The organism is Paenibacillus athensensis (genome assembly GCF_004514475.2).
GTDB lineage: Bacteria > Bacillota > Bacilli > Paenibacillales > NBRC-103111 > Paenibacillus_AL > Paenibacillus_AL athensensis.
Window position 1 is genome coordinate 115,481 of record NZ_MYFO02000009.1, and the last position, 25,322, is coordinate 140,802.

Sequence of the window (25,322 nt, forward strand, 5' to 3'; positions counted from 1 at the left end):
CCGCGCGGCGGGCGGCTTTTTGCTATAATCGGCGATCATAGCGGATGAACGGGGAAGGCGGGGCCTGGTGCAAAAAAAACGCCTCGGCCGGAACGAGCTGCGTCATATGCGCGGCGCGAGATTCATATATTTTAAAATCGGGGAACGCAACTCTAGCTTTCTGTCTTCCTTTTATTGTAAAATGGTAGAGGGGGTGGAGCCGGACAAGGCACATCTCTGCCACATTGATTACTTTTGTAAAATATAATGGTAACAATAATAATGATGATCGGAGTGGGGATGGCTTTGCCGTTCTCTCGAACGACGATCAAAGGAGGCTGTTATGGCAATCAGCGAACTGAGATGGCTGCGAAGACTGGTGCTGCCTGCCTTGAAGCGCTTTGGGCCCGGCGATATGACGATTGCGCATCACTATACGAAGGAGCCGCTGCGGCTGCACGGATTCCGGCACAAGGGTTATTGGTACTACGGCAAAAAGCGCGAGCGCGAGACGATGGCCGGCTTTGCCCGGCTGATCCGGCCCGGCGATACGGTGGTAGAGGTAGGGGGCCATATCGGCTACATGAGCTTGTATTTTGCAAGGCTGGCCGGTCACACAGGCTGCGTGCACGTGTTTGAGCCCGGGCCGAACAATTGGCCGTACATCGCCGGCAATGTCGCCGGCAAGCGCAACATCGTGCTGGACCGGCGCGGCGTCGGCAGCGCGTGCGGAGCATTGACGCTGTATCTGGACGATTTGACGGGGCAAAATAATTCGTTTGTTCCGCATTTCGAAGGGTTCGCAGCGAATTGCCGCAACGCCTATGTTGGGCAGCCGCCCGTCGAAGAGGCCCGGGTCGAGGTAGTGACGCTGGATGCGTATGCGGAAGCCGCCGGCGTGCGCCCGGATTTCATCAAGATCGACGTCGAGGGCTTTGAGCTGGAGGTCGCGCGCGGCATGACCGGACTGCTGGAGCGGGACAAGCCGGCGCTGATGATCGAGGTTCAGCGGGACCGCGAGAAGCTGTGGGAGCTGCTGGCGGCCCGCGGCTACCGGGCGTTTCGCGCCGATTTCTCGCCGGTGCGCACGCCGGAGGAACTGGAGCTGAACACCTTTTTCCTGCATCCCGAGTCGCGGCAGGCGCAAGCGCTTATCTGGTGAAAAACGTGCGGATGGAAAACCAGATTTTTTGCGCTTCATTTTTCCATCTGTAATACGAGCTGCCGTAAGGGGAATTCGTCCCTGCGGCGCTGGACGGCTTCCCGCCGTCGGGTTCTCCCGACGGATAGCAGATCAGCACCGGCACCTCGCCGAGCGGCTCGACCGTCTCGCGGCCCGGATGCAGCGTAATTGCCGGGTCCAGCTCCACCTGCCGCCGGCCTTCCTCGGTAAACAGCATGTATTCGTCGGCCGGCACCGAATTTTTCAGCAGCTTATGCACGAGAATGACGTCCACCCCAGACAGCTCCCGGAACGCCCCGATTTGATAGCTCAGCACAACCCCGCTGTGCACGATGACCTTGAGCTTCAGCTTGCCGACATTGCTGCAGGCGCTGCAGCCGCACATGTTGGAGTCCGCATATTCCCGTACTTTTTCCCCGAACGCTGCAAAAAACGCAAACAGCCGCTCGCCGATCGTCCGCTGCGCTTCCTGCCAGCTCTGCGGATCGTCGTGACGGAACGCATACAGAAATACAGCATCCCCCTCCAGCTTCGCCACCTCCAGCGGCAGCTCGATCCGGCTGAGAATCGTTTGCGTCAAACCGGTAATAATCATTTGGCTGTGGGCCAGCGATTGCCGGTTCGACAGCATAAATTGCGTGTATCCGCTAATATCCGCGATGACGAGCAGCGCACTTTTCTCCATGATTGTCGAATCCCCCTTCATTCCTGACGAGTCCTTACCGATATTGTAGAAATAGAAGGCTCTTTTTGACAAGAGGCGCGCCGGATGCAGGGCTTTCCCAAGGGAGCCTGCGCGCCGAAAGCGTCCGTGACGGGGGAGGATTATGACGATACAACCTTATTCGCATGCGTGGGAGCATTATGCCGACGCGCTGCGCTTGCTGGATAAACAGCTCCAGCTGCTTTACCTGCGCCGCCAGGTCCAAACGCCCGATCCCCAAACCGACGCGTTTCGCGGCATGTTCGTCTCGGAGGACGAGTTCATGCGCCTGATCGGCAAGATAGGCGGCGAGCTGGACGCGCCGGAGGAGGCGGAGCTGCTGCAGGATATCGAGTCCTGGCAGCAGCACATCGCCCAACGGCTGGGTGCGAGCCGGCAGACGACCGTGTTCCTGCCGCTGCCTTATTTGGCGGCGCGATTCGGATTGTCCCCGTCAGAGGAGCGGATCGTGCTGCTGGCGCTGGCGCCGGAGCTTGACCGCAAATATGAGCGGATCTTCGGCTTCCTGCAGGACGATCTGACGAACAAGGCGCCGAACGTCAGCCTGACGCTGCAGCTATCCTGCTCGACGCCGGAGGAGATGCGCGCCGCGCGCATCGTGTTCACACCCGAAGGCAAGCTGATGCGCTACTTGCTGCACAAGGACGAGCACGAGTCGGGCTTCCGTTCGCTGCTTTCCAAGCCTGTCGTGCTCGACAAGCGCATCGTCGCTTTCCTGCTCGATACCGGCGAACTCGATCCCGGCCTCAAGCCGGCCGTCGATATCGCGTATCCCGACGACGGGCTGCAGCCGCTGTACATTCACGAGGACTTCCAGCAGCGGCTCAGAGAGTTCATTCGCGCCTCCTACGAGGGCAGCGACCGCCGCCGCTTGGCGTTCTTCCTGTGGGGCGCGTCCGGCGCGGGCAAGCAGCTGCATGTGCGTCACTGCTGCAGCGCGTTCAACAAGCCGCTGCTGCTTGTGGATCTGTCGCTGCTGCCTGCGGACAATATGGCGTTCCATGAGCGGCTGAAGGCCGTGCTGCGCGAAGCGATTTTGCATCAGGCCGTGCTTTGCTTCAATCGATTGGAAACGCTGTATCCGGAGGAGCCGGATGTGATGTCGGAACGTCGTCTGCAGCTGTTTCACGAACAGCTTGACGCTTACGGCGGTCTGCTGTTCCTGCTTGCCGGCCACCATATGCGGCTGTCGTGGAAGCCGAAGAACCGGCTCATCGTCGAATATGAGCTGAAGGCTCCCGACGAAGCGGCGCGCGAGCAGCTGTGGACGCTGTGCGCCGAGGAACTGGGCGTGGCGGCCGAGCTGGACTGGTCGATTGTCGCGGCCAAGTTCCGCTTCACGCCCGGACAGATTCGCCGTGCTTTGACGCAGGCGGTCGGCTACTCGGCGTGGCAGCGCACGGAAGCCGCGCCGGACGGACAGCAGCTGTACGGGCTGCAATCCGCTGCGCTGTACCGCGCCTGCTACCTGCAGGTGCAGCACCGGCTGGAGCGCAAGGCGACGCGCATCGAGCCGCGCTACGGCTGGGAGGATGTGATTCTGCCGCCGGAGCAGAAGGACCAGCTGCGCAACGCCTGCAACCAGGTCAAGTACCGCGGCGTCGTCTACGGCGAATGGGGCTTCGAGAAGAAGCTTGCTTACGGCAAGGGACTTAGCATGCTGTTCGCCGGACCGCCCGGTACAGGCAAAACGATGTCGGCCCAGGTCGTGGCCGGCGAGCTGCAGCTGGAGCTGTACAAGATCGACTTGTCCCAGGTCATCAGCAAGTACATCGGGGAGACGGAGAAGAACCTCCATGAAATTTTTCAGGAGGCCCAGCTCAGCAACGCCGTGCTGTTCTTTGACGAAACCGACGCCTTGTTCGGCAAGCGCTCGGAGGTCAAGGACTCGCACGACAAGTACGCGAACGTCGAAACCGCCTATTTGCTGCAAAAAATGGAGGAATACCAAGGCATTACCGTGCTGGCGACGAACCTGCTCAACAACATTGACGAAGCGTTCCTGCGCCGGATCAACTATATCATCAAGTATCCGTTTCCGGATCCTGAGTACCGGGAGAAAATCTGGCGTTCGATGTTTCCGCCCGCCGCGCCGCTTAGCGACGACGTCGACTTCAAATATCTGGCCCAGAAATTCGAGATTGCCGGCGGCAACATCAAGAACGTTGTGCTTTCGGCCGCGTTCCTTGCCGCAGAATCCGGTGAGCCGATCGGCATGCGCCATTTGATTGGATCGATTCGCCATGAGCTGCAAAAGTCGGGAAAAATCGTTGCCCGTCACGATTGGGAGACCTATTGACAAGATGCGAACGCCCGCTCGCTTCCTAGTAAAACCGAAAGAAACCAGTAGTCACCGCAGCAAATTGCAATTATAATAGAAAAAGGTACATGATTTGACAGGAAACGCGCCATTATGGCGGCAGATGTCCGAACAACGCCCATTTTGATGAGGCAGGAGTGAATTCCTATAGGCGACTATTCCGTAATAGCAGATGTAAGTGCAACCTTGCTCAAGCTGCTCAGAGAGAACATGACCCCCGATCCGATTCCGCAGCCGGAGATGATCGGGCTGGCTTCGCCTGTCGATAAAGGGGATTTCTACCTGTCTCTTTTTCTGTACAGCATTCGTGAAAGCGGAGACAACAGAAGAACCCAGATGATCGCCAGAGGATCCAATGAGATTCAATACCCGCCGATGGTCGTCGATCTGCAGTACCTGCTGACCGCCCAATCGCCCGCCGAGCTGTCTTCCCGCTCGCTGGACGAGCACCGCATTATGGGCAGAGCGATTCAGGTGCTTTATGATAATTCGATTTTACGCAGTCCCCAGACGCTGGGCACCTTGGCCGATAACGGCGAAGAAATTCGTATTTTCATGAATCCGATGTCCGGCGACGCCCTGCTCAACATGTGGAACTTTGCCGATACGCCGTACCGGCTTACCGTCGGCTACACTGTCGGGCCGGTCAACATCGATTCGACCCGCGTCAAAACGACGAAACGCGTTGTCGAGCGCGATATCCGCATTCAGGGGTAGGGGGCGTTTCATTTGGAAGAGCTGCGCATGACGCGGTTGAAATCCCGCGTATCGCTTGTCGTGTCCCTTTCCGATGCTTATACGGGAGCTGCTCCCGTCGGCTTGCGGGACATGCAGGTTCAATTGGAAGGTATCCGTTCGAAAGCCATAGGCAAATCGGACGGTTCCTATATATTTAGCGATTTGCAGGAAGGCGATTACCGGCTTCTTGTACACGCTGAGCATTACTTCGCGCTCGCCGCGCCTATACGCGTCGACGCGAATCACCTGATTCAGCACTTGTCGCTGCAGCCGCTGCCGTCTTATCCGTTCCAGCAGGGCACGACGCTGATCCGTCTCGGTCTTCGCGATGAAGCCGGACGCCCGGTTGCGGGAGCCCAGCTCACCGCCGCCGTACTTACGGAAGATTGCGTCAAGGCCAGACTGATGCAGGATCGGGCCGAACCCGGCACCAGCGAACTGGCCGTAGGCTCGCTCACAGGCAGAATCGGCATCGGCGATCTGTTCACGCTCCGCGGCCGCGGGCTGAAGGAAGTCGAAGAAACCGTCCGCATCGCACAGGTGCTGGAGTATCAGAAACGGTTCTTGCTGGACAAGCCGCTGACCGAGAGCTACGCCCGGGGAGCCTTGCTGCTGCCCGTAGCGCAATCCTGCTCGACGGCCAACGGGGAAGCGGTCATCGCTTTGGCGGGCTGCCGCGTCCGAACGTTCCAGGTGCGGCTGGAAATCACGCCTGCGAACGGCGGTAACGCCCCTACCCTCGTGAAGGAGGTGATGGTGGAAGAAGGACAAGCCACCAGCTTGGGCACCGTCGTCGTATAACATTCGCAAGCGACAAGCAATTTCAGGCTGTCGCGCGCAGCAAACCGACTTTTTTTAGCAGATTGGATCACGTCCATTCTCTATACAAAACACAAACAGAAAGGAGAGAACTGGTATCGAGTCTGTGACACTCCCAGAGCGTATGCAGGCAGAACCGGGGAACAATGGCTGAGTATTTATCACCTGGAGTCTATGTGGAAGAGTTTGACAGCGGTGCACAGCCGCTAGAGGGTGCAAGCACAAGCACGGCCGGGTTCATAGGTCTGGCGCAAAGAGGGGAAATTGAGGGCATTCCGCAATTGATCACTAGCGTAGCGGATTTCCACCGCATTTTCGGCAGCTACCTGTCGGAAAGCGAGTTTGGCGAATACCGTTTTCTTTCCTACGCAGTTGAGCACTTCTTCTTGAACGGAGGAGCCCGCTGTTTCGTTATGCGCGTAGCGCCAAGCGATGCCAAGCTGGCCGACAACACCGGCAACAAAGAAGAGAAAATTCTCGGTCTGACCTCCAAAAACCCGGGCATGTGGGGTAACCAAATCCGCGCCACGATCATGCCGGCAAGCAAAGCAAAAACGCAAATCTATGAAGCTATCGACGATACGCACTACAAGGTGAAAAGCAACGTCGGCTTCCATGTGGGAGACGTTGTCGCTTTCGAAGCCGAAGGCAAAAAGCAGTACAGCAAGGTTGTCGGCTCCCAGGACAACATCATCGAGCTGTCCGTGAAGCTGGACGGCGACGTGGTTGACAAGGAGCTGCTGCCTAAAAAGGTACTGACGACTTGCGAATTCAACATGGTCGTTGCTTACAAGGACGAGGTTGAGGTATACGAAAGAATGTCCCTCAACGTGACTTCCGCGACGCACATCGAGAAAGTCATGTCCCGTTCCAACATCGTTAAAGTGAAAGATCTGACAGACGGCGTGGACCTCGGTCCAATTCCTCCGTTTGAAGTGATTTCCGGCGACAAGGAAGCTGACAACGCGAAGTTCACGATCGCTTTGGCCGGCGGCAGCAACGGCACGAAAGACAGCATTGCCGCTTCCGACTTCATGGGCGTAGACAACGGTCCTGGCAAACGTACGGGCATCCAGTCGTTCATCGACAACGACGTCGTCAGCATCATGGCGATCCCGGGCGTAACCGACCCGAACGTTCAGCTGTCGCTCGTTGCGCATTGCGAAAACCTCGGCAGCCGTTTTGCCGTCCTGGACATTCCGCGCGAAAAAACGAAAGTGGCGGACGTCATGACGCACCGCAACATTTTCGACAGCCAGTATGCCGCGATGTACAATCCGTGGCTGCAAGTATTCGATCCGCTTGACAAGCGCAACATTTTTATCCCGCCATCCGGTTCCGTGATCGGCATTTACGCTCGCTCCGACCAAACGCGCGGCGTACACAAAGCTCCTGCCAACGAAGTTGTCCGCGGCGCCGTCGGTCTCGACTGCCAATACAACAAAGGCGAGCAGGATATTTTGAACCCGCTGGGCGTCAACCTGATCCGCGCCTTCGCCGGTCAAGGCATCCGCGTATGGGGCGCACGCACTTGCTCCTCCAACGGCTTGTGGAAATACATCAACGTAAGACGCTTGTTCATCTTCCTCGAAGAGTCGATCAAAAACGGCACGAACTGGGTCGTTTTCGAACCGAACAACGAGCAATTGTGGGCTCGCGTACAACGTACGATTGATGCGTTCCTGACCCGCGTATGGAGAGACGGCGCACTCATGGGCGGAAGTCCGGCTGAAGCGTTCTACATCAATATTGGACGCAGCACGATGACGCAGGACGATCTGGACAACGGCCGTCTGATCTGCGTAATCGGCGTAGCTCCGGTTAAACCGGCCGAATTCGTCATCTTCCGCATTACGCAGAAAACGAGCGACGAATAGAGCGTAATCGGCTCATCTTAACTAAACCGGAGTTATTGGAACCGGAATTATTCTTCTAATGAGAAGGAAAGGGGTATTATATGCCAGGCGAACGTCACGATCCATACCGCAATTTTAGATTCAGAGTGGAAGTAGAAGGAATTCAACAGGCCGGTTTCAGCGAAGTTTCCGGCTTTGACGCATCCTTGTCGGTTATCGAGTACCGGGAAGGCAACGAAACCATTACTCCCCGGAAGCTTCCGGGTCTGGCCAAATATGGCAACATCACATTGAAATGGGGCACAACCGACTCCATGGATATGTACAACTGGCTGGCTGATGCCCGTCAAGGCAAAGTGGCCCGCAAAACCGTTACGATCATCGCCATCAACGAAGAGGGTGCAGACGTAGCGACTTGGCAGGTCATCGAAGCTTGGCCGTCCAGCTACAAAGCGCCTAACTTCAACGGTACAGGCAACGAGGTTGCCATTGAAAACCTTGAGCTTGCTCATGAAGGCATGACGCGCACGAAGTAACCGCATGTAAGAGCAGGCGCCGGGGCTAAGGGGTTCCGGCTCCTGTCTCTTCTTCATTAATATTGAATATTACCCTGAAGCGGGAGGAATGAAACATGGCTTTTCAAACGGAATACGAATTTACGCTGCCAAGAGGCTACGTAGACGAGCAAGGCAACTTGCACAAAACAGGAACCATGCGTCTGGCTACCGCGGCGGATGAAATTTTACCGATGCGCGATCAGCGCGTACAGCAAAATCCCGGATACCTCAGCATCATCCTGCTGGCTCGCGTCGTTACACATTTGGGCGACCTGCGCGCCATCGACACTCGCGTTATCGAACGCTTGTACACAGCGGATCTGAGCTACCTGCAAACATTATACCGGCAAATCAACGAAATCGAGCTGCCCAAGGTTCACACGGCCTGCCCGCGCTGCGAGCATGAATTCCAAGTGGATGTCTCTTTTTTATCCGAGAGATCCGGGGCATAGCCGGATATCCCGTTGACAAAATCTATGAAGAGGCGGGATTTATCGCCTACTATTTTCATTGGAATCACGATGAAGTCATGTCAATGGACCATAAGGAACGGCGCAAATGGTGCGAGGAAATTTCACGGATCAACCGCAATTTGAACGATGACGGCAAGCGAAAGCCGGATAATCCGTTTGACGTATTCTAGGAGCAGGAGGCTGGCACAGTGTCGATTTCGAAAACGGCCGCCAAAGCGGTCAAGGCAGTCAGCGATATGCTGTCTCGCACGTACGATGTGGGCGCGTCCCTGCGCTTTCAAGTAGAGCTTGACGGGATGATTGCCGCCGGTTTCTCCGAAGTGAAAGGATTGCAATCGGAGACGGAGGTCAAGCCGCATTGGGAAGGCGGGCTGAACACGCACCCGCATTATTTGATTGAGCATACGAAGTATCCGAATCTGATTTTGACTCGGGGCATCACCACATCCAGCGAGCTGTGGAGCTGGTATGCCGACGTCGTCGCGGGTACGATCAAGCGCAAAAACGGCGCGATTATTTTGAACAATTTTGCCGGCAAAGAGATTTGCCGCTGGAATTTCTACGATGCCTTTCCTGTCAAATGGTCCGGTCCCGATCTGAGCGGGATGAGCAATAACATTGCGGTGGAAACCATTGAGCTGGTGCACGGCGGTCTGAAAGCCACCTTCAAAAAATAAAGGCAGGGGGATTCGGCATGAAAACCCGACAACCGTATATCCCCCGCATCCGGCGTTTTCAGGGAACCGTGAAGGAGGTCAAGACGACTTTCCGCGCGGAGGGGCAATCGGCTCATGATGCGAGTTTGTTTGCTTCCGGCATTATGGGCAAATACGGTTTTTGGCGTCACCCTTACTTGGGGGTGCTGTCGTTAATTTTTCGCAAGCTGGGCGTAGACGACCAGGAAGGCATGGCGATGCTGGAGCATCCGCGCAGCCGGGAAGTGATTGTTCGTCTGCAGACGCAGCTGCAAAGCTTGCAGCATGCGGACAATGCGCACCTGTCGACAAGCAGGGAGACGCGTTATCGGCTGGAGCAATGGATCAAGCATTACGGCCATGTGCTGCCGCAAGCGGCTATGGCACCGGCGGGACCGACGGCCAGCGCGACGAATGTTGCCATTGGCAGACCTGTGACGAATCCGCAGCAAGGGGATCGGGCCGCAGTAGCGACCCCGATGGAATTGACGAAGCGGAAGCCGGCGACTTCGGCTGAAGCAGAGAAGCAGGCTTCGGAGCAAGCGACGCTCAAGTCGGAAATCAGCGAGCTGCGCAGAAAAATCAGTGAGGATATTCAACGCATTCGTCAAGCGCAGCAGGAAGGGCTTATCGGTGAGCCGAATCGCCAAGCGGCGACTGGGGCGGACCAATTGCAGACCTTCGGCGAAGCAGGTGCAAGCAGCCATGAAGCGGCGGCAAGGACGCAGCAGGTGGAGCCAGGTCTGGAAGCACAAGCCAGCGTGCAGCGGCAAGCGGCAGGCGAACCGGACAGTCAGAACGCAAGCGCAAGTCGTACAGCTGATCCATCGGATCGTCACAACGAAGACGCCGCGCAGCGGGAAGACGAAGCATTTTACACAAATGAAGGCTATGAACCAAGCAATGACAGCTCGATTAGCAGCGCTACAGAGTTATCGGACACAACAAACACTACAGTCAGCAGCAGACCGGAGCAGGATGAAGGTGTTGTTCAGGCCGGGCCGGCCACAGGCCGCGTTACGGATGCCCAAATACAACCCGCAAGTGACCAGCCGAGCTGGAAGACAGCTCCGGCCGTACGTGCCACAGGCACGATCGTTTGGCCGGGATCGCCGGAAAGCAGCGCAGCCGCTCAAACGGGCAGCGTTGAGCCTACGCTCGGATTTCCGTGGATGCGGGCGGTTGAGCGGATTTTCCGCAAGCAACACACCGACGAATCCACAGCATGGGAAACGCCGGATTTTGGCAAGTCATGGATTTATTCTAAAATCGAAAACTACGCAGGATTGCCGATCGTGCAGCGTGCCAGCGCTCAGCTTGCTGCTGCGCTAGCGATGCCGGCCGGAGCTGCAAGCAGCTCAGCCGGAAGCCGGGAAGCGATCCGATTTGATCATAGTCCTTTTTCTTCCACATCGTTTTTCACACCTATATATAGAAAAGCAAGCGGAGACTCCCTGGAGGAGTCCCAAGCCGCAACGGCGCGAGGTTTCCTCAAGGCAGCCGGCGACCGTGCGGAGGCAGAAAGGGTCCAAGCCGTTGCAGAGCTTGGCCGCGCGCGGGCGGAGGCCGCAGCAAGCCGTCGAACGATGCGTGAAGGCAGTGCGGCGGGTGAAATGGCCGCTGCATCGGCGGCAGCTTCCCCAGCTTTCCGTAACTCGAATGACGTAGGGGGCGTTTCGCTAGAGCAGGGAACAGCTGCTTTGCATGGCGCGATTGTGCGGCGTTATGCCGTGGGACGCTCCGGGCAAGCAAGTGTAGCCGATTACGTAACAGAGCTGCAACAGAGCGGACGGGCAGCGTCAGCTGGCCTACGTCGCCCCGATGCCGGATGGACGGCTTCGGGCTTGTTGTTTCGCAAGGAGCGAAGCGTTGAGCGGGCTCCGGGCGAGCAAGGCGCTGCCGGCTTGCTGGAGCAAGCACAAGCGTATTTGCACAATCGCCTGATCCGGCGGCAGATGCTGGCTGAGCATGCTCAGCCGGCGTGGAGTCCCGAGTTACCGGAGCCTGCCCAAGCCGGTTCGCGCAGCTTTGCAGCCAAGCTGGGAGAAGGCCCGTTTGCCGGTGCAGTCGATCCGGTAACGCTGCTGATCATGCGCCGGGCGGCGCGTGCAGCCGCAGCGGAGGAATCGGGAGCCGCTGCGCGGGTCGGGCGTGCCGATGCCGGCTCGCTCATTTATCGGCAGGCTCTGGAAACGGGCGAAGCCGATGCCGCGCAGCCTCCAAACGGAGCTATACGCAGTCAGGAAGTTGCCCCAAGCGTCTTGGACACTGCTCGTCGTCAGGATGTAGCACCAGGCTTTCCTATCGCTGCAAGCGAAGGAGGGCCGGACCGCAAACCGGGCATCGCCGGACTTGTACAGCAAGCGACACAGCTATCGGGGGATTCGTCCCGACAGCTTCACCGCAGCTTGAGCGACATCCGCGTCAGTCAACTAACCAACCGCGAAATCCGCAAAATAGCTGAAGCCTCGCTGCAGTTGCGCCGACAGGATGCAGCGGCCCGCGAGCGTGCGGATGCCGTTACGCGAAACAATGTGTCCGCTGTATCCAGTGTGCTGTCGCCGGTCAGCAGGCCGGAGCCGATCACACCGGCAGCGGCCGGAGCTTCGACAAGCGCAGGCGTCTCGGCGGTATCGCCGACGCCTGCGGCTACGGCAGGTTCAGCGACGAACGCGTCCGCGGCAGGGCATGCAGTTGCCCCGGGGCCGGCGACGAATATTGCTTCGCCGGAGCCGAAAGGCGGTGTATCAGCCGCCGATCGGGCGAGTAGTGTCGTACCGCCCGAAGCTCCGTCGCCAACAGGCGGAATTGGAGAAACGGGAGCGGTTTCCCCGCAGCCGGCTTCTCCTGACGCTATGTCTCCGCCGCCCGTACGGGCAGATCAGCTTCAAGCGGGGCAAGCTTCGTCTAGGGGAAGTGCTTCGGCAAACGAGCCTCCGGCAACGGGAGGAGCAAGCGGGACGGGCGCGGAGCCATCGGGCGTTTCTGGCCCGGCTGCCACCGGACCATCTCCTGGTTCGCTGTCGCCGAGTCCAGTGCAACGCGGTTCAGTTTCAGCCGAAGGCGATGAAGCTTTGGCAGAGACGGAGCGGTCAGCGCTGACGGGAGGCACGGAGGATTCCGGCCTTGTCCGGCGCTCGCTGCAAGCTGAGACGTCTGCGGCACCGCAGTCAGCGAATGCAAGCTTTGTGGAAAGCCCACAGACCTTTGAGAACGAAGGACGCGATGAAGACGGTGTTGCCGTTGGGCGGTCGGAAGACGTTCGGCCAAGCCAAATGTCGTCGCCGGCAAGCGAACAAGCGCCGCTATTAGAAAGCGAACAAACCGGGCTTGATGCAGACGGCAATGACGCAGCTGGAGTCGGTTCGGACCGCTTGCCGACAGTTGGCGGTTTAACCGGAGCTGATCTGCCGCAAGCTGACCAAGCCGCCGCATGGCTTGCCGATGAGGAATCCGGCCAGACGCCGGAAGCTGTCGACGGATTCCCGCGGTCTGCAGCCGTCCGGGCTTACTGGCGCAGCGCAGCTTTTGCGGCAGTTCCGCTAATTGCCCGCCGCGCCCCGCGTTTTTCCGAGTTGCCGGATGACGCTGCACCCGTAAGACGAACTGCGGCTGATCCGGCGACTTCTGCCGGAGCTGCTTCAGCTCCGGCCGGTCCGGCCGGCATTTCTCCGGCAAGCAGCTCGACAGCTGCGACGCCGGACGGCGTCGCGGGAGCGGCCGCTGGGAGATCGACTGGGGCCGCTGGAGCATCGGGTGCCGAGACGGCTAATCCGCTCGTTAACGGGGCGCTGCCAAATGCATCTGCTGTGCAGGGCGCTCCAGCGGCGCAGCCCGGGAATGGGAACGGAGCATCAGGTAACGCTGCAGTTGAGCATCGAGCTGCAAGTACCGATCCAGTCGTGACAGAATCTTCCGCGGCTGATGGGCGCGGAGGAGCGACGATTGAAAGCGACAAGATGAGCGCTTCAGGGTCCATCGGCACGCCGCCTTCGGGTGCCAGCCCGCAGGCAGATTCGGGAGGCGCTGCAGCGATTCCGGGACAAGCGGGAGCCGCTGACCGGCCGGAGATTTCGTCATTTGCTGCCGAGACAGTCGGAGGAGCGGGCCTGCTGTCGGCCGAGACGGTCCGGCAAGCGAGTCCAGAAAGTACCGTCGGCGGTTTGGCCGGCGGTCCGGAAGCAGGTATAGGTGAAACCGGACCTGCAGGAGCTGCTGCCGGGGGCTCGACGAACGCAGGCGTGGCAGCGGCTTCCGGGGCTGCTGCAGCAGTGCTGACGAGCGGAGCGGGTGCAGCTTTGACCGATGCGATTCAGCGCCGGGCGAGTGCGCTTCAGGGAGCAGATCTTCCTGACGGCTTGAGCATTGACCCGGAAACCGGAGAGGTGTTTGCTTCTTTCGCGGGAAGCAAACAGGGCCTGCGCGGCGTGCAGCGCAGCGTATGGCCGCAAGCGATGCAATTGGCCAGACAGCTGGCGAGGCGTTGGGGCCATACGAGGGAAATGCGTCGTGTCGCTCCGGCAGCTATGGAATTTGCGCGCAGCCAGCGTGAGCTGGCGGCGGAGCAAGCGCCGGGAGCGACAACAGCCGCAGCTATGACCGCTCCAAGATCGGGAGCGACCAGCGGAAATTCCGGCACGCCGCCTGCTTCATCGGCTGCCAGAACCGCTGACGGCGCAGCAAGCGTTGTTGGCAATAGCGGAGCGGCGGGAGTCGCTGCGTCAGCGGTCGGTGGAACGACGGCAGGGGTTAGCGGGGCGGCAACGGCGGGTGCAGGGACAGCAGCGGGGACAGCGGCGATCACTGCAGGAGCAGTCCTTGCCGGCACTACAGCAGCGAACGAGGCGCGAGGCGGACTGGCGATAGCCGGTGCGACGCCTGCGCTGTTGCGTGTGGTGCGACCGTCGCCGATGCGGCTCGCACAGCTTGCCGCCCAGCCGCAAGGTGTTCGCGAAGCGAATGCACCGATTTTTGTTTCGCCGACGCTGCTTTACCGGCGCGAACGGCAAGCGGCCGCGGAGCCGGGAGGGATGCAAGCGGGAGCCGGGAAAGCGCCATTGAATCGCTCATGGCTGATGACGGACGATCCCGCCCCGATGGGCGCTTCCGCCGAGCGGCTGCAACGCAGCGCGGAACGGCGCAATGAAGCTGCAGCACAACGTTCGGTGAATGTACAGCGGGCGGCAGCAGATACCACTGCCACAGTTGTATCTGCCGGCGCTACTGAGCAACCGGCTGCGGCGGACCGCTTGTCGGTTGCGCAAGCGGATTTGGCGAGTCTGGAGCGGGCAAGGTCGAAGGACTGGCTGACGGATGTGCCGGATGACGAAATAAGCGATTCCGGATCCATGTATCGCAGCTTCAACATAAGCAAGCTTGCCGGGCTTACGGCGGAAGCGGCCGCTGCAGCCGTCACGATTATGCGTAACAGCTTGTTGACGGCTGCTTCCCAGCGGGGGATGCCAGCTGCAATGGCTGCAGCGGCCCATGTGTTGCTGCATTCGGCAGGTTTATCGGCAGGCATCGGAATGCCTGGATTTACGGGTAGCGCGGCTGCTGCCGCGGTAGAGCCGCAAAGCTGGTGGCGTCAGGTTGATTTAAGCTATGCCCAAGCGTCGACGGACGAAGCTTGGTCCGGCTGGATGCAGGAATCCGAGCTGGGCAAGGCGCTGCGCGCGGCGCTGGCGAAGCGGAACGAATCGGCGCAGCCGCAATCTCCTGCGACGTCGGGAGGAGCCGGAGGCAGCACCGATGTGCGTAACTCGGCTGGAGCCGCTGCCGGCAGCATGCTTGAGGCATCAGGAGCGTTTGCTCCAGCCAGCGGCGGGGGCGCGGCTGCGAGAGGTGCGGCCGGAGCGTTTGCGGCAGAGAAACGGCTTGGCGAAACCTCGGCCTTGTCCGGCACTGGCGGCCATGTGGCTCAAGTGCTGGCCCGCCAGCGTCGGTTGCCGTCGCGCGTATATTTGGACGGGCTGGATATTGCGGAAGCGCTGGCAGCCAGAATCAACGAACGCGCAGGTACCGCGACCGACGTAAGGAGCGGCACAGCGTCCGGCACGACAGGACAAGAGGCAGTCAGCAGCAGCTTGTCCGGCTGGAGCCGCGATCCGGTGACGCGAATTTGGCGCAGAACGCTGCCTGAGACCGCAGCGGCTTCTGTGCCGAATCGCGGAGCCATTGGTAGCCCGGTAACGGCTGCCGCAGCAACTGAAGCCACAGGTACGACGGCATTGTCGAGCGTTGCGCCTGTTGCGGCGGAGGCCGGTCAGCCGCTTGAGCCAGCTTCCGCAGAAGCGGCAGAGCCGGCGGCTTTTACGGATGTAGTGATGGGCAGGCCGGTTGGTTCAACGCCGTTTGAGGCAGGCGTGCCGCTCGTCCAGCGGGCTTGGACGCCGTCGGCGTTTGGGCAGCCTGCCTATGGAACGACGGGTGCGGGTAGCTCGTCTGCGCCAGCAACGACAGCGGCTGCCGCTGGATCGCTGGGCACAGCGCCTGCGCCGCTTCGGCTCACGCAGCGCACGGGCGTCGCTGCCGAAGCAGCCGCGCTGGCTGAGCGCGCCGCGCAGCGCTCGCGGCCGATGACGGCGTTGCGCGGACCGCAGCAACGGTCCGCCCCGCAGCGGCCTGGCCCCGGCGCCGCGCCGGGGCGGGCTGGCGGCCTGCGGCCGCAGCTCACCCAGCGCGCTGAGGGCGCGCTGGCGATCAGCGAGGCCGCCACAGCCCGTTGGGCTGCGGCCTCGTCAATGACGCGGCCCGCCCCGGCGGGGGCCGCGCCGACCGGCGCAGCGTCCGGTGGCGCTGCGGAGCTGACGGTCGCCCGCTCTGGCGGCGACCGCAACGGCTTCGGGCCGCTGCCGGGCGCGGGCGGCCCCGTTCTCGGCGCGCCGCAGGCAGGCGCGCCCGCATTGGCGCTGCAGCGCCGCGCCGTCGTCGACAGCGACGGCTATGCGCCGGCAGCGCCCGGCGTTTACGCCGCCGAGCGCAGTATGCGCGGGGCGGCGTCGGCTGGCGCGGGCTGGCCGCAGGCGCCCGCGCTGGGCCGTCATGCCGGAGCGGGCATGACGCTGCTCTCCGCCGGCGCGCAGGGCCTGCCGGCGCCGATGGCGGAGCCGCCGCGGCAGATGGCGGCGGCTTCGCTGGAGCTGCTGCAAGCAACGCAGCTGCAGCATAAGCAGCCGGCGGTTTACGACGATGACGATGATCACGACGTCGACACCGGGCTGATGCAGCCGCTGGAGATGAACTGGCTCCGGCAAGTCAGCGCAGATGAGCCGGCAACGATCCAAACAACGCCGGCAGAGGCACCGCCTCCGCAGGTCAATATGGAGCAATTGCGCGAATTGGTTACGCAGCTGCCGCAGTTTGACGTAAACAAAATCGCCGACCGCGTCTACCGTGAAATCGAAAAGAAACTCAAATTCGAGCGGCAACGGCGCGGTATGTAGTGAAATAAAGCGAGTCCGCCGCAGGCGCACCCGGCGACCGCGCGAAGCCGCCGTCACCCGCCGCAGGCGTACGCGGCGACCGCGCAAAGCGGCCGCCACCCGCCGCAGGCGCACCCGGCACTCCGCCGCGCCAGACGCAGCCGCGGCAGCACATCGCAAGGAAAGGAAGAGACCCCGATGGCGTTGAAAAAAGCGATGATTATTATCGACAAGGGCAACAGCAAGGAAAACGTCGAGGTGCTATTTAATCCGGCCCAATATGTGCTGGACGCCTCGAATACGTACAAGTTCGAGCCGGTACCCGGCCTGTCCATGCCGATTGGACAGTTTGTCAGCGGGGGATCGACGACCTTGTCGATGGATTTGTTTTTCGACACGTATGAAAAAGGCACGGATGTGCGCACCTACACGAAGAAAATCTCCGGTCTGCTCGATATCGAAAAGGAGCTGCACGCACCGCCCGTATGCCGGTTTGTGTGGGGCTCGCTCGATTTCAAGGGCGTGGTGGAGAAGGTCAACCAGACGTTTTCGATGTTTCTCGATACCGGCGTGCCGGTGCGGGCCAAGCTGAACGTCACCTTCAAGTCGTGGTACTCGAAGGAAGAGCAGCTCAAGGGCATTCCGCGTCACTCGGCGGACCGGACGAAGCAGAAGATGCTCAATCAGGGCGACCAACTGTGGCTGATTGCGGCGCAGGAGTACGAGGACCCGTCCAAGTGGCGGGAGATCGCCAGAGCGAACGGGATTGACAACCCGCTTAAAATGCAGACGGGACGGCGGATTTCGGTGCCGAGATTGGACTGAGGCGCATGGCAGACCTGAAGCTGGATACCGCATCGTATACGATTGATCAACTGGAGAAAAAATACCGCAACTTTTTTGCGCCGGCTTACGAAATTTCGGTGAACGGCAGCAAAATATCCGATAAGCTCGCGGTCACTGACCTGCGTGTGGAAACGTCGATTGAAGCGACGTCCGATTCGTTTACGTTTCGGATTGTCAACGCCTACGATATTGCCAACAGCGAGTTTGATTATCTCGACACGTTCGAGCTGGGCAAGACGATAGACATCAAGCTGGGGTATGTGGACAAGCTCGTCGCTGTTTTTTCCGGCTATATCACTTCGGTGATCGCTGAATTTCAGGAGGGCCAGGCGCCGGCGCTGATTGTGCGCGGGATGGATGTGTCTTATCTGATGATGAAGGGCAGCAAGTCCCGTTCCTGGAATAAAAAGAAATACAGTGATATCGTCTCGGAAATCGCCAAGGAGTATGGCGCCAAGGCGGTGGCCGATGCGACGACGACGCAGTTTCCGACGATTTCGCAAAGCCGCGTCAACGATTATCACTTCATTCAGCAGCTGGCGAATCTGGTGAATTACGATTTTTTTGTCGTCGGGAAAAATGTTTACTTCCGCAAGCCGCTGACGGCGATGACGCCGGTGCTGACGCTGGAGCTGGGCAAAACGCTGCGTTCGGTGTCCGTAGACTGGAATCTCGCCGACCAGATCACCGAGGTGACGGTGCGCGGCTGGAACGACAAGGAGCTCAAGACGTTCGAGGGCAAGTCGGCGACGGTGACAAAGCTGGGCTCCAACTCGAAAACGGGCAAGGACGTGCTCGCTTCTCAGGGTAAATTTGTGGAAAATATTTATACGAACGTGACGTCCCAGGACGAAGCCAAAAGCTACGCCGACGCGATTCTCAGCCGCCGCTCGATGAAGCTGGTGTCCGGCAACGGCGAATGCATCGGCATTCCCGAAATCCGGGCCGGCCGGTACATCAAGCTGGACGGCTTGGGCAAGAAGCTGAATCAACCCTACTATCTGATTTCCGCAACTCATGTGTATGACGATGACGGTTATATTACGCGATTCGAGTTAGGGGGCAATGCCGTATGATTTTTGATCTTCCGAATATATCGACGGACGGCAGCGGACGCGATTTTGCCGGGCAGAAGTTCGGCGGAGTGATGGTGGGCGTCGTGTCAAACAATACGGACCCTGACAAGCTGGGGCGCGTCAAGCTGAAGCTGCCGATGCAGGAAACCGAAACGGAAACGGATTGGGTGCGTATTGCCACGCTGATGGGCGGCAACGCGATGGGCACGCTGTTCATTCCCGAGGTTGGGGACGAGGTGCTGGTTGCTTTCCATCTCGGCGAGCTGCGCCAGCCGTTCGTGATCGGCATGCTGTGGAACGCCAAGCAAAAGCCGCCGACGCCGGCGGACAAAAACGATTTGCGGCAAATCAAATCCCGCTCGGGTCACGAGCTGAGCTTCAATGACAAGAGCGGGGAAGAAACGATTACGATCAAGACGAAAAAAGGCCAGAAGGTCGTCATGGCCGACAAGGACGATTCGATTACGATTTCCGAGCAAAGCGGCAACAATGTCGTGGCCATCAAGGGTGGCTCGGCCAATGAAATTTCCATCAAGAGCAGCGCCACGAAAATTACCATTAACGCCAAGGGCGAGGTTTCCATCGAAAGCGCGAAGGAGATCAAAATCAAATCGACGCAGGTGAACATCGAAGCTTCGGCAACGATGGCACTGAAGGCGTCGGCTACGCTGGATATCAAATCCGACGGGATCATCAACATCAAGGGCAGTATGGTCAAGATCAATTAACAGCCGAAAGGGGCGGTAATCGTGTCAGAAGCCTTTTTGGGACGAGGGTGGAAGTTCCCGATTCAAGTGGATAAAGCGACGGGTCGGATCAAGATGTCCGAGTACGAAGAGGATATCGGCGAAGCGATCCGCATTATTTTGGGAACGACGCACGGGGAACGGTTGATGCGCAAGGATTTCGGCTGCGGGGTGCAGGAGTTTGTGTTCGGACTGACCGACGCAACGACGCTGCATTTGCTGCGAAGCGACATTGAAGAAGCGATTCGCCAATGGGAGCCGCGCGTTCATGAGGTGGAAGTGGACGCAAGACCCGACTCCGGCTCTAACGGCCGGGTGAATATTCATATCAAATATGTCGTGCGCACGACAAATAACTTGTTCAATCAGGTCTATCCGTTCTACTTATATGAGGGTACGAAATAAAACGCCGTGAGGCGATTCGATAAATTTGGGATAAAGAGGGTAAAGCATGACGATGCGCATTAGAGAGGGGGTGGAGCTGTGCTGCCTCCAAAAATCGATCCGCGCGAAGTTTCCGATCTGATTGCTCAGATGAAGGAAATGGCGCCGTATTATACGCCCGAATGGCGATTTACGCCCGAGGACCCCGATCCCGGCTCGGCCCTGTTCCTGATGTTCAGTCAAATGTTTCATGAGAATATCAAGCGGTTGAACCGGGTGCCGACGAAAAATCTGATTTCGTTCCTCAATATGTTTGACGTAACGCTGCTGCCGGCTCGTCCGGCCAGCGCCTACGTGACGTTTGCGCTCAACGAGGGGACGCGGGAAGCGGTGCTGATTCCGGCGGGAACGAAGGTGACGGCTGCCGGCGACGAAGGGGATATTCTGTATGAAACCGATCGTACGGCGCTGCTGACGCCGGCTGTTCTGAAGACAGTGTATTTGTCGAGCCGCAAGCAGGATGCGATCATTCGCATACCCGACGAGTTTCTGGGCTTGTCCGCGCAAGGACAGGCGCTGCCGACACAGCTGTTCCGCTTTCAGGGCCGGGTCAATTTGCAGGAGCATACGCTCTATCTGGAGCATGACTCGATGTTCACTCTCTCTGATACGGCGCGCATTGAAATCGAGATTTCCAATTCGACCAAGCGGTACGAGGAAGCGCGCATTTGCAGCCAACTGGCCGACGACCGGCTGGTGGAATGGCTGTATGCGACGGAGGAGGGCTGGGCGCCTTTCGATCGCGTAGAAGCCAGCGACAACCGGATCGTGCTGATCAAGGGGCACCGCCGCGAGCTGATCGAATCCGAAGTGAACGGCGTAGCCGGACGCTGGATTGCCTGCCGTCTCAAGCCGGTAAGGCCGGGCAGAGGGGCAAAGACGCTGGCGGACAGCCGGCTGTCGCTCGACAAAATCGCCGTCAAAAGCGATTACGCCGATGTGCTGCAAACCGGCGGCATCGGGCCGGAGCAGATGTTTTTTAACGATATCGAATCCGATCCTTCGGGCTTTTACCCGTTCGGCGACCAGTTCGCCGTGTACGGCACGTTTTATTTGTCCAGCCGCGAGGCGTTCAGCAAACGAGATAGCGATATTACGATTTCGTTTAACCTCAAGGCGATTCCGCATCGTTTTCAGCCGGAATACGAGGAGCCGGTCGACTGGAAGCCGGTCATGAAGAAAAATACGTTTGATAAAACGCCGGACCCCGAGGTGACGATTTCGCAAGTGGTCTGGGAGTATTGGAACGGGATGAGCTGGGTGCGTCTGGCGGTCAGCAAGGAAGCCGAGCGGCTGTTCACGGTGACGCAGGAGGGCCACAAGGAGCTGACGTTCCGCTGTCCGGAGGACCTGGAGCCGACGTATGTGAACGGCAACGAAAACTGGTGGATTCGCGTGCGGATTTTGCAAATGGACAATGCCTACGCGCCGCAGGCGATTTATCAATCGCCGTGGATGGACAGTGTTCGGATGACGTACAACTACGGCCAGCGGCTGAAGCCGCTTATGCGCTGTTTGGCGCTGAACAATACGGTTTATGCGGATTTGACCCGGCACAGCCGGCAATTGGAGGGCGGGTTTGAGCCCTTCCAGCCGCTGCCCGGGCAGCATCCGACGCTGTATCTGGGCTGGGATACGCCGCCGCTCAAAGGGCCGGTCTCGATTTACGTGTCCGTGCGTCCGCAGCGGCTGACCGAGCGGGATATTCCGCTGCTGGAGTGGGAGTATTTGCGGGCCGGCATGCCGGGCGTACCGTCGGAGTGGGCGACGCTCAAGGTGATCGACGGCACGAACGGGCTCACGCAAAGCGGGACGCTGCAATTCGTCGGCCCGGCTGATTTTGCCGCAGAAACGTTGTTCGGTACAGAGGGCTCGTGGATTCGCGCGGTCAACCGCGACGACAAATACGAGGACAAGACCGGCCTGGTGCGGGTGCCGACGGTCAACGGCTTATATTTGAACACGGTGCGCGTCGTGCAGCAGGAGACCATTGTCAGCGAGGAGCCGCTGCAGCGCAACGATGACATGGGCGGCTACCAGCTGTCCCGCGGAAATGTCGTCTCCGAGGAAGTGTGGGTGGACGAAAGCGGCTATTTGAAGGATGAGCAGATCGTGCAATACGAAAACGCCGGCACGCCTGTGCTGGACGTGTATCGCGATACCGATGGCAATGTGCAGCACGTCTGGGTGCTGTGGACGGCGGTGACGAATTTCGGCGATTCCGGCAGCCGCGACCGTCATTATACGATTGACCGCACGTTTGGCCGCATTCGCTTCGGCGACGGCATTAACGGCATGGAGCCGCCCGTGGGCGGTCTCGGTCAGGTCGAAGTGACGTACAAGGTGACCTCCGGTCAGGTCGGCAACGTCGACGCGCGGCAAATCATCAATCTGCAGGATTCCATCGCTTTTGTCGGCGAGGTGTACAACCCCGAACCGGCGTCGGGCGGCTGCCAGCCGGAGTCGATGGATTCGGCGCTGGCGCGCGGGCCGCAGATGCTCAAGAATCGCGATCGCGCGGTTACGGCGGAGGATTTTGAATGGCTGGCGCGCGAAGCGTATCCAAATATCGCCAAGGTGAAGTGCATGGCGAATTACAATGCGTACATGAGCAAGGAAATCGGCTCGATGACGCTGGTGATTTTGCCTAAAGAGGGTCAGCAAGGCGGAGCGACGTTCCCGGCGCTGAAAAAGCGCGTCGAGTCGTATTTGCTCAAGCGGGCGGCCAGTCTGGTCGCATTCCCGGAACGGATTCAGGTCATTGAGCCGGTGTATATGGAAATCTCGGTGTCGGCGATTGTGGCTGTCGAAGGGATGGATGCGGTGGTGCCGACCGAGCTCGCCGCGCTGGACAAGCTGCAAAGCTTTCTCAATCCGCTGAGCGGCAATTTTGACGGAACGGGCTGGCAAATCGGCCAGCAGGTGCATCCGTCGGTATTTTATGCGCTGCTTAAATCGATTCGCGCCATCAACCACGTGGAGAAGCTGTATATGACTGTATATAAGGTGGAGGACGGCGTCCGCACCGAGCTGGATGTGAATAACTTGCCGGCGCTGCCGCACGCGATTGTGATTAGCGGACGCCATAATGTCGTGGTGAATGCGCTGTAGCGCGCAGTGCGAATGCGATGAATAGCAACAACGTGATCACGCAAAAAAAGGAGGTGAATCGGCGTGCTGCCTTTACCGAATCTGGACGATCGAATGTTTGAGCAAATGATGGACGACGCCCGCAAAACGATTCCGAAGCTGTTCCCGCAGTGGACGGACGAAAACGCGCATGATCCGGGGATTACGCTCTTGGAGCTGATGGCCTGGATGACGGAAATCCAGCAGTATTACATGAACCGCATTACGGAGCAAAGCGAGCGCAAGTTTCTCAAGCTGCTCGGCGTCTCGCCGCGTGAAGCGACTTCCGCGGTTTGCGAGGTGACCTTTTCCGAAGTCGGAGACCAGGCGGTGCTGCCCAAGGGAACGCCGCTGGTCGCGCACGACTTGCGGTTTGAAACTGTGGAGACGCTGCGCCTGATCCCTTCGATGCTGCAAAAGGTGCTGGTGCGCAGCGAGACGGGCTCCGCCGACTTTACCTCCAATAATCGGTCGGGTATCCCCTATTATGCGTTTGGGCCCGACGGCGAGCAGGGCGCATCGCTGTACATCGGCTTTGATACGCCGCTTCCGGTGATGACGGAGATTACGCTGTCGATCAAGCTGTTTGAGGATTATCCGGTCAAGGTGGGCCGCAGCGCCGACGGCACCGCTCCGCTGATTTCCACGGCCGAGGTGGAGTGGACGTTCTGCGCCGACGGACAAGGGCTGGTCTGGCAGCCGATCGACGTGGTGCGCGATAATTCCGTGCAGCTTTCGCAAAGCGGCGATGTGGTGTTCAAGCTTGCGTCGGATATGCAAAAATGCATCATGTATCCTGCCGACGACCAGCGGCGGTACTGGCTTTGCTGTACGCTCAAGCAGGACGGCTACGAGCTGCCGCCGAAAATCGAGCATATTTGCCTGAACGCGGTAAGGGCTGAAGAGCGGCACAGCTACAGCGAGATTGCCGTCTTCGACTCCAGCGGCAAACCTGATCTCAGCTGCGTGCTATCTTCACATCTGGCTTATACAGGCAAGCATACCGTACAACTAAGAGATAGCAGAGGCTTCTGGCATGACTGGAAGCGGGTAATCAAGCTGAGCTCGGCCGACGCCGAGGATACGGTATTTGAGCTGGAACAGCACAAAGCCGACCATACAACGCATATCCGTTTTGGAGACGGCGAGTATGGCAGCGTGCCGCCGAAGGGCAAAGACAGCATTCGCGTTATCTCGTTTGCTCCGGAATTTGAAGACCAACGCTGGCTTGGCAGCAGCAACGGCTTGCCGAACCAGACGTTTGAGGTGCCGAAAGGGCAAATTTACAAGCGCAGCACAATGATGCTGCAAGTAGGAGTTTACAGCGTCGAGCGCGAAACGATGGTATGGGAGGATTGGCAGTCCGTCGAGGATTTCGACAATTCTTTATCGACCGATCTGCACTACGTGTACGATATGGGCGCGGGGCTGATACGATTCGGCAATAACGAAGAAGGGGCCATTCCCGAAAAATCCGCACTGCCGAACATTCGCTTTATCGTGCTGCAGTCGGGCGGTGGCGTGCAGGGCAATATCAAGGACAATATGATCAGCGGCTTTGCTGACGACGCGCTGATCACTGCACCCGCGGTTACGCTGACCAATCCGTTTCCGGCACACGGCGGTCTGGAGGCGGAAAGCGTGGAGCAGGCCAAGCTGCGCGTCCAGCATGAGCTGAATACGCCGTCCCGCGCGGTCACGGCCGAGGATTACGAAGAGATTGCCTGTGGCACGCCGGGGCTGCGCGTAGCGCGGGTAAAGGCGATCCCGCTGTACAAGCCGGGAATGAAGGATTATCCACGGGTGAAGGCGCCGGCCCAAATGACCGTAGCCGTCGTGCCGTACGGCGAGACGGACAAGCCGATGGCCGGCAGGGGCTTTTTGGAAACCATCCGCAAGCATCTGGATTTGCATCGGCTGCTGTCCACGGAGCTGCACGTCATTCCCGCTGATTATGTGTGCATTACCGTTCATGCTGTCGTCGTGGTCGAGCCGCGCTACAAGGATGAAGAGAGCATGATTCTGACCGAGCTGCGCAGATTGCTGCAGCCGATGGGGCACGCGGACGGAACGGAGGGCTGGCCGTTCGGGCGTACCGTGTATAAAGGCGATATTTACGGCGTGATCAGCCGCTTGAAGGGCGTTGTGTATGTACAGGATTTGTGGATCGATGCCGACGGCGAGAATTACGCCAAGGACAGCGCCGGCGATATTCATATTCCGCCATACGCGCTCGTGTATTCCGGCGAGCATTCGATCGAGCTGATCAGTCAGGCCGATGTCTAGCAGCAGGCGCAGCAAGAAGCAAACGAA

General features: G+C 59.2%; 17 protein-coding genes. 16 read left to right on the forward strand and 1 reads right to left on the reverse strand.

Annotation, left to right across the window (positions count from 1 at the left end; translation table 11 throughout):
• The first annotated feature begins 322 nt into the window (after nucleotides 1–322).
• Nucleotides 323–1,141 carry an FkbM family methyltransferase gene (locus B5M42_RS16880; protein WP_134757094.1) on the forward strand — a complete coding sequence of 273 codons (819 nt, stop codon included), beginning with the start codon at nucleotides 323–325 and terminating at the stop codon, nucleotides 1,139–1,141.
• Here B5M42_RS16880 and B5M42_RS16885 read toward each other — a convergent pair.
• Nucleotides 1,131–1,847, reverse strand: coding sequence for a DUF2652 domain-containing protein (locus B5M42_RS16885; RefSeq protein ID WP_167690293.1), 717 nt, complete (start codon nucleotides 1,845–1,847; stop codon nucleotides 1,131–1,133). The two genes, B5M42_RS16880 and B5M42_RS16885, sit on opposite strands and share 11 nt — an antisense overlap.
• A 142-nt stretch (nucleotides 1,848–1,989) precedes the next feature.
• Between B5M42_RS16885 and B5M42_RS16890 the strand changes: the two genes are divergently transcribed.
• From B5M42_RS16890 to B5M42_RS16955, 15 genes are all read left to right on the forward strand, one after another.
• Nucleotides 1,990–4,185: an ATP-binding protein gene (locus B5M42_RS16890; RefSeq protein WP_134757090.1), complete on the forward strand. Its 2,196-nt coding sequence runs from the start codon at nucleotides 1,990–1,992 to the stop codon at nucleotides 4,183–4,185.
• Nucleotides 4,186–4,371: 186 nt separating this feature from the next.
• Nucleotides 4,372–4,923 (forward strand): DUF4255 domain-containing protein, encoded by a 552-nt coding sequence (locus tag B5M42_RS16895; RefSeq protein WP_329959324.1) that lies wholly within the window; start codon nucleotides 4,372–4,374, stop codon nucleotides 4,921–4,923.
• A gap of 12 nt (nucleotides 4,924–4,935) precedes the next feature.
• Nucleotides 4,936–5,745: a hypothetical protein gene (locus tag B5M42_RS16900; RefSeq protein WP_134757086.1), complete on the forward strand. Its 810-nt coding sequence runs from the start codon at nucleotides 4,936–4,938 to the stop codon at nucleotides 5,743–5,745.
• Between the two features lie 164 nt (nucleotides 5,746–5,909).
• On the forward strand, nucleotides 5,910–7,640 hold the full coding sequence (locus B5M42_RS16905) for a phage tail sheath family protein (protein ID WP_134757084.1): 1,731 nt from the start codon (nucleotides 5,910–5,912) through the stop codon (nucleotides 7,638–7,640).
• Nucleotides 7,641–7,720: 80 nt separating this feature from the next.
• Complete coding sequence (locus B5M42_RS16910; protein ID WP_134757082.1) at nucleotides 7,721–8,155, forward strand: phage tail protein; 435 nt, start codon at nucleotides 7,721–7,723, stop codon at nucleotides 8,153–8,155.
• Nucleotides 8,156–8,250: 95 nt separating this feature from the next.
• Nucleotides 8,251–8,628 carry a phage tail assembly protein gene (locus tag B5M42_RS16915; protein WP_134757080.1) on the forward strand — a complete coding sequence of 126 codons (378 nt, stop codon included), beginning with the start codon at nucleotides 8,251–8,253 and terminating at the stop codon, nucleotides 8,626–8,628.
• 20 nt (nucleotides 8,629–8,648) lie between these two features.
• Complete coding sequence (locus tag B5M42_RS25600) at nucleotides 8,649–8,819, forward strand: DUF6760 family protein (RefSeq protein ID WP_329959325.1); 171 nt, start codon at nucleotides 8,649–8,651, stop codon at nucleotides 8,817–8,819.
• Between the two features lie 18 nt (nucleotides 8,820–8,837).
• Nucleotides 8,838–9,326, forward strand: a complete 489-nt coding sequence (locus tag B5M42_RS16920) for a phage tail protein (protein ID WP_230632960.1) — start codon at nucleotides 8,838–8,840, stop codon at nucleotides 9,324–9,326.
• A gap of 17 nt (nucleotides 9,327–9,343) precedes the next feature.
• Nucleotides 9,344–16,789, forward strand: a complete 7,446-nt coding sequence (locus tag B5M42_RS16925) for a hypothetical protein (RefSeq protein ID WP_134757077.1) — start codon at nucleotides 9,344–9,346, stop codon at nucleotides 16,787–16,789.
• A 177-nt stretch (nucleotides 16,790–16,966) separates the two neighbouring features.
• Nucleotides 16,967–17,593, forward strand: coding sequence for a CIS tube protein (locus B5M42_RS16930; RefSeq protein WP_134757316.1), 627 nt, complete (start codon nucleotides 16,967–16,969; stop codon nucleotides 17,591–17,593).
• 5 nt (nucleotides 17,594–17,598) lie between these two features.
• A complete protein-coding gene (locus B5M42_RS16935) occupies nucleotides 17,599–18,690 on the forward strand; it encodes a phage late control D family protein (protein WP_230632961.1) in 1,092 nt (363 codons plus the stop codon).
• A complete protein-coding gene (locus tag B5M42_RS16940) occupies nucleotides 18,687–19,418 on the forward strand; it encodes a phage baseplate assembly protein V (protein ID WP_230632962.1) in 732 nt (243 codons plus the stop codon). The genes B5M42_RS16935 and B5M42_RS16940 overlap by 4 nt, the downstream gene beginning before the upstream one ends.
• A 21-nt stretch (nucleotides 19,419–19,439) precedes the next feature.
• Nucleotides 19,440–19,841 carry a GPW/gp25 family protein gene (locus tag B5M42_RS16945; RefSeq protein WP_134757318.1) on the forward strand — a complete coding sequence of 134 codons (402 nt, stop codon included), beginning with the start codon at nucleotides 19,440–19,442 and terminating at the stop codon, nucleotides 19,839–19,841.
• A 78-nt stretch (nucleotides 19,842–19,919) separates the two neighbouring features.
• Complete coding sequence (locus B5M42_RS16950) at nucleotides 19,920–22,991, forward strand: baseplate J/gp47 family protein (protein ID WP_134757319.1); 3,072 nt, start codon at nucleotides 19,920–19,922, stop codon at nucleotides 22,989–22,991.
• 63 nt (nucleotides 22,992–23,054) lie between these two features.
• A complete protein-coding gene (locus tag B5M42_RS16955) occupies nucleotides 23,055–25,295 on the forward strand; it encodes a putative baseplate assembly protein (protein WP_134757321.1) in 2,241 nt (746 codons plus the stop codon).
• The last annotated feature ends 27 nt before the right edge of the window (nucleotides 25,296–25,322 follow it).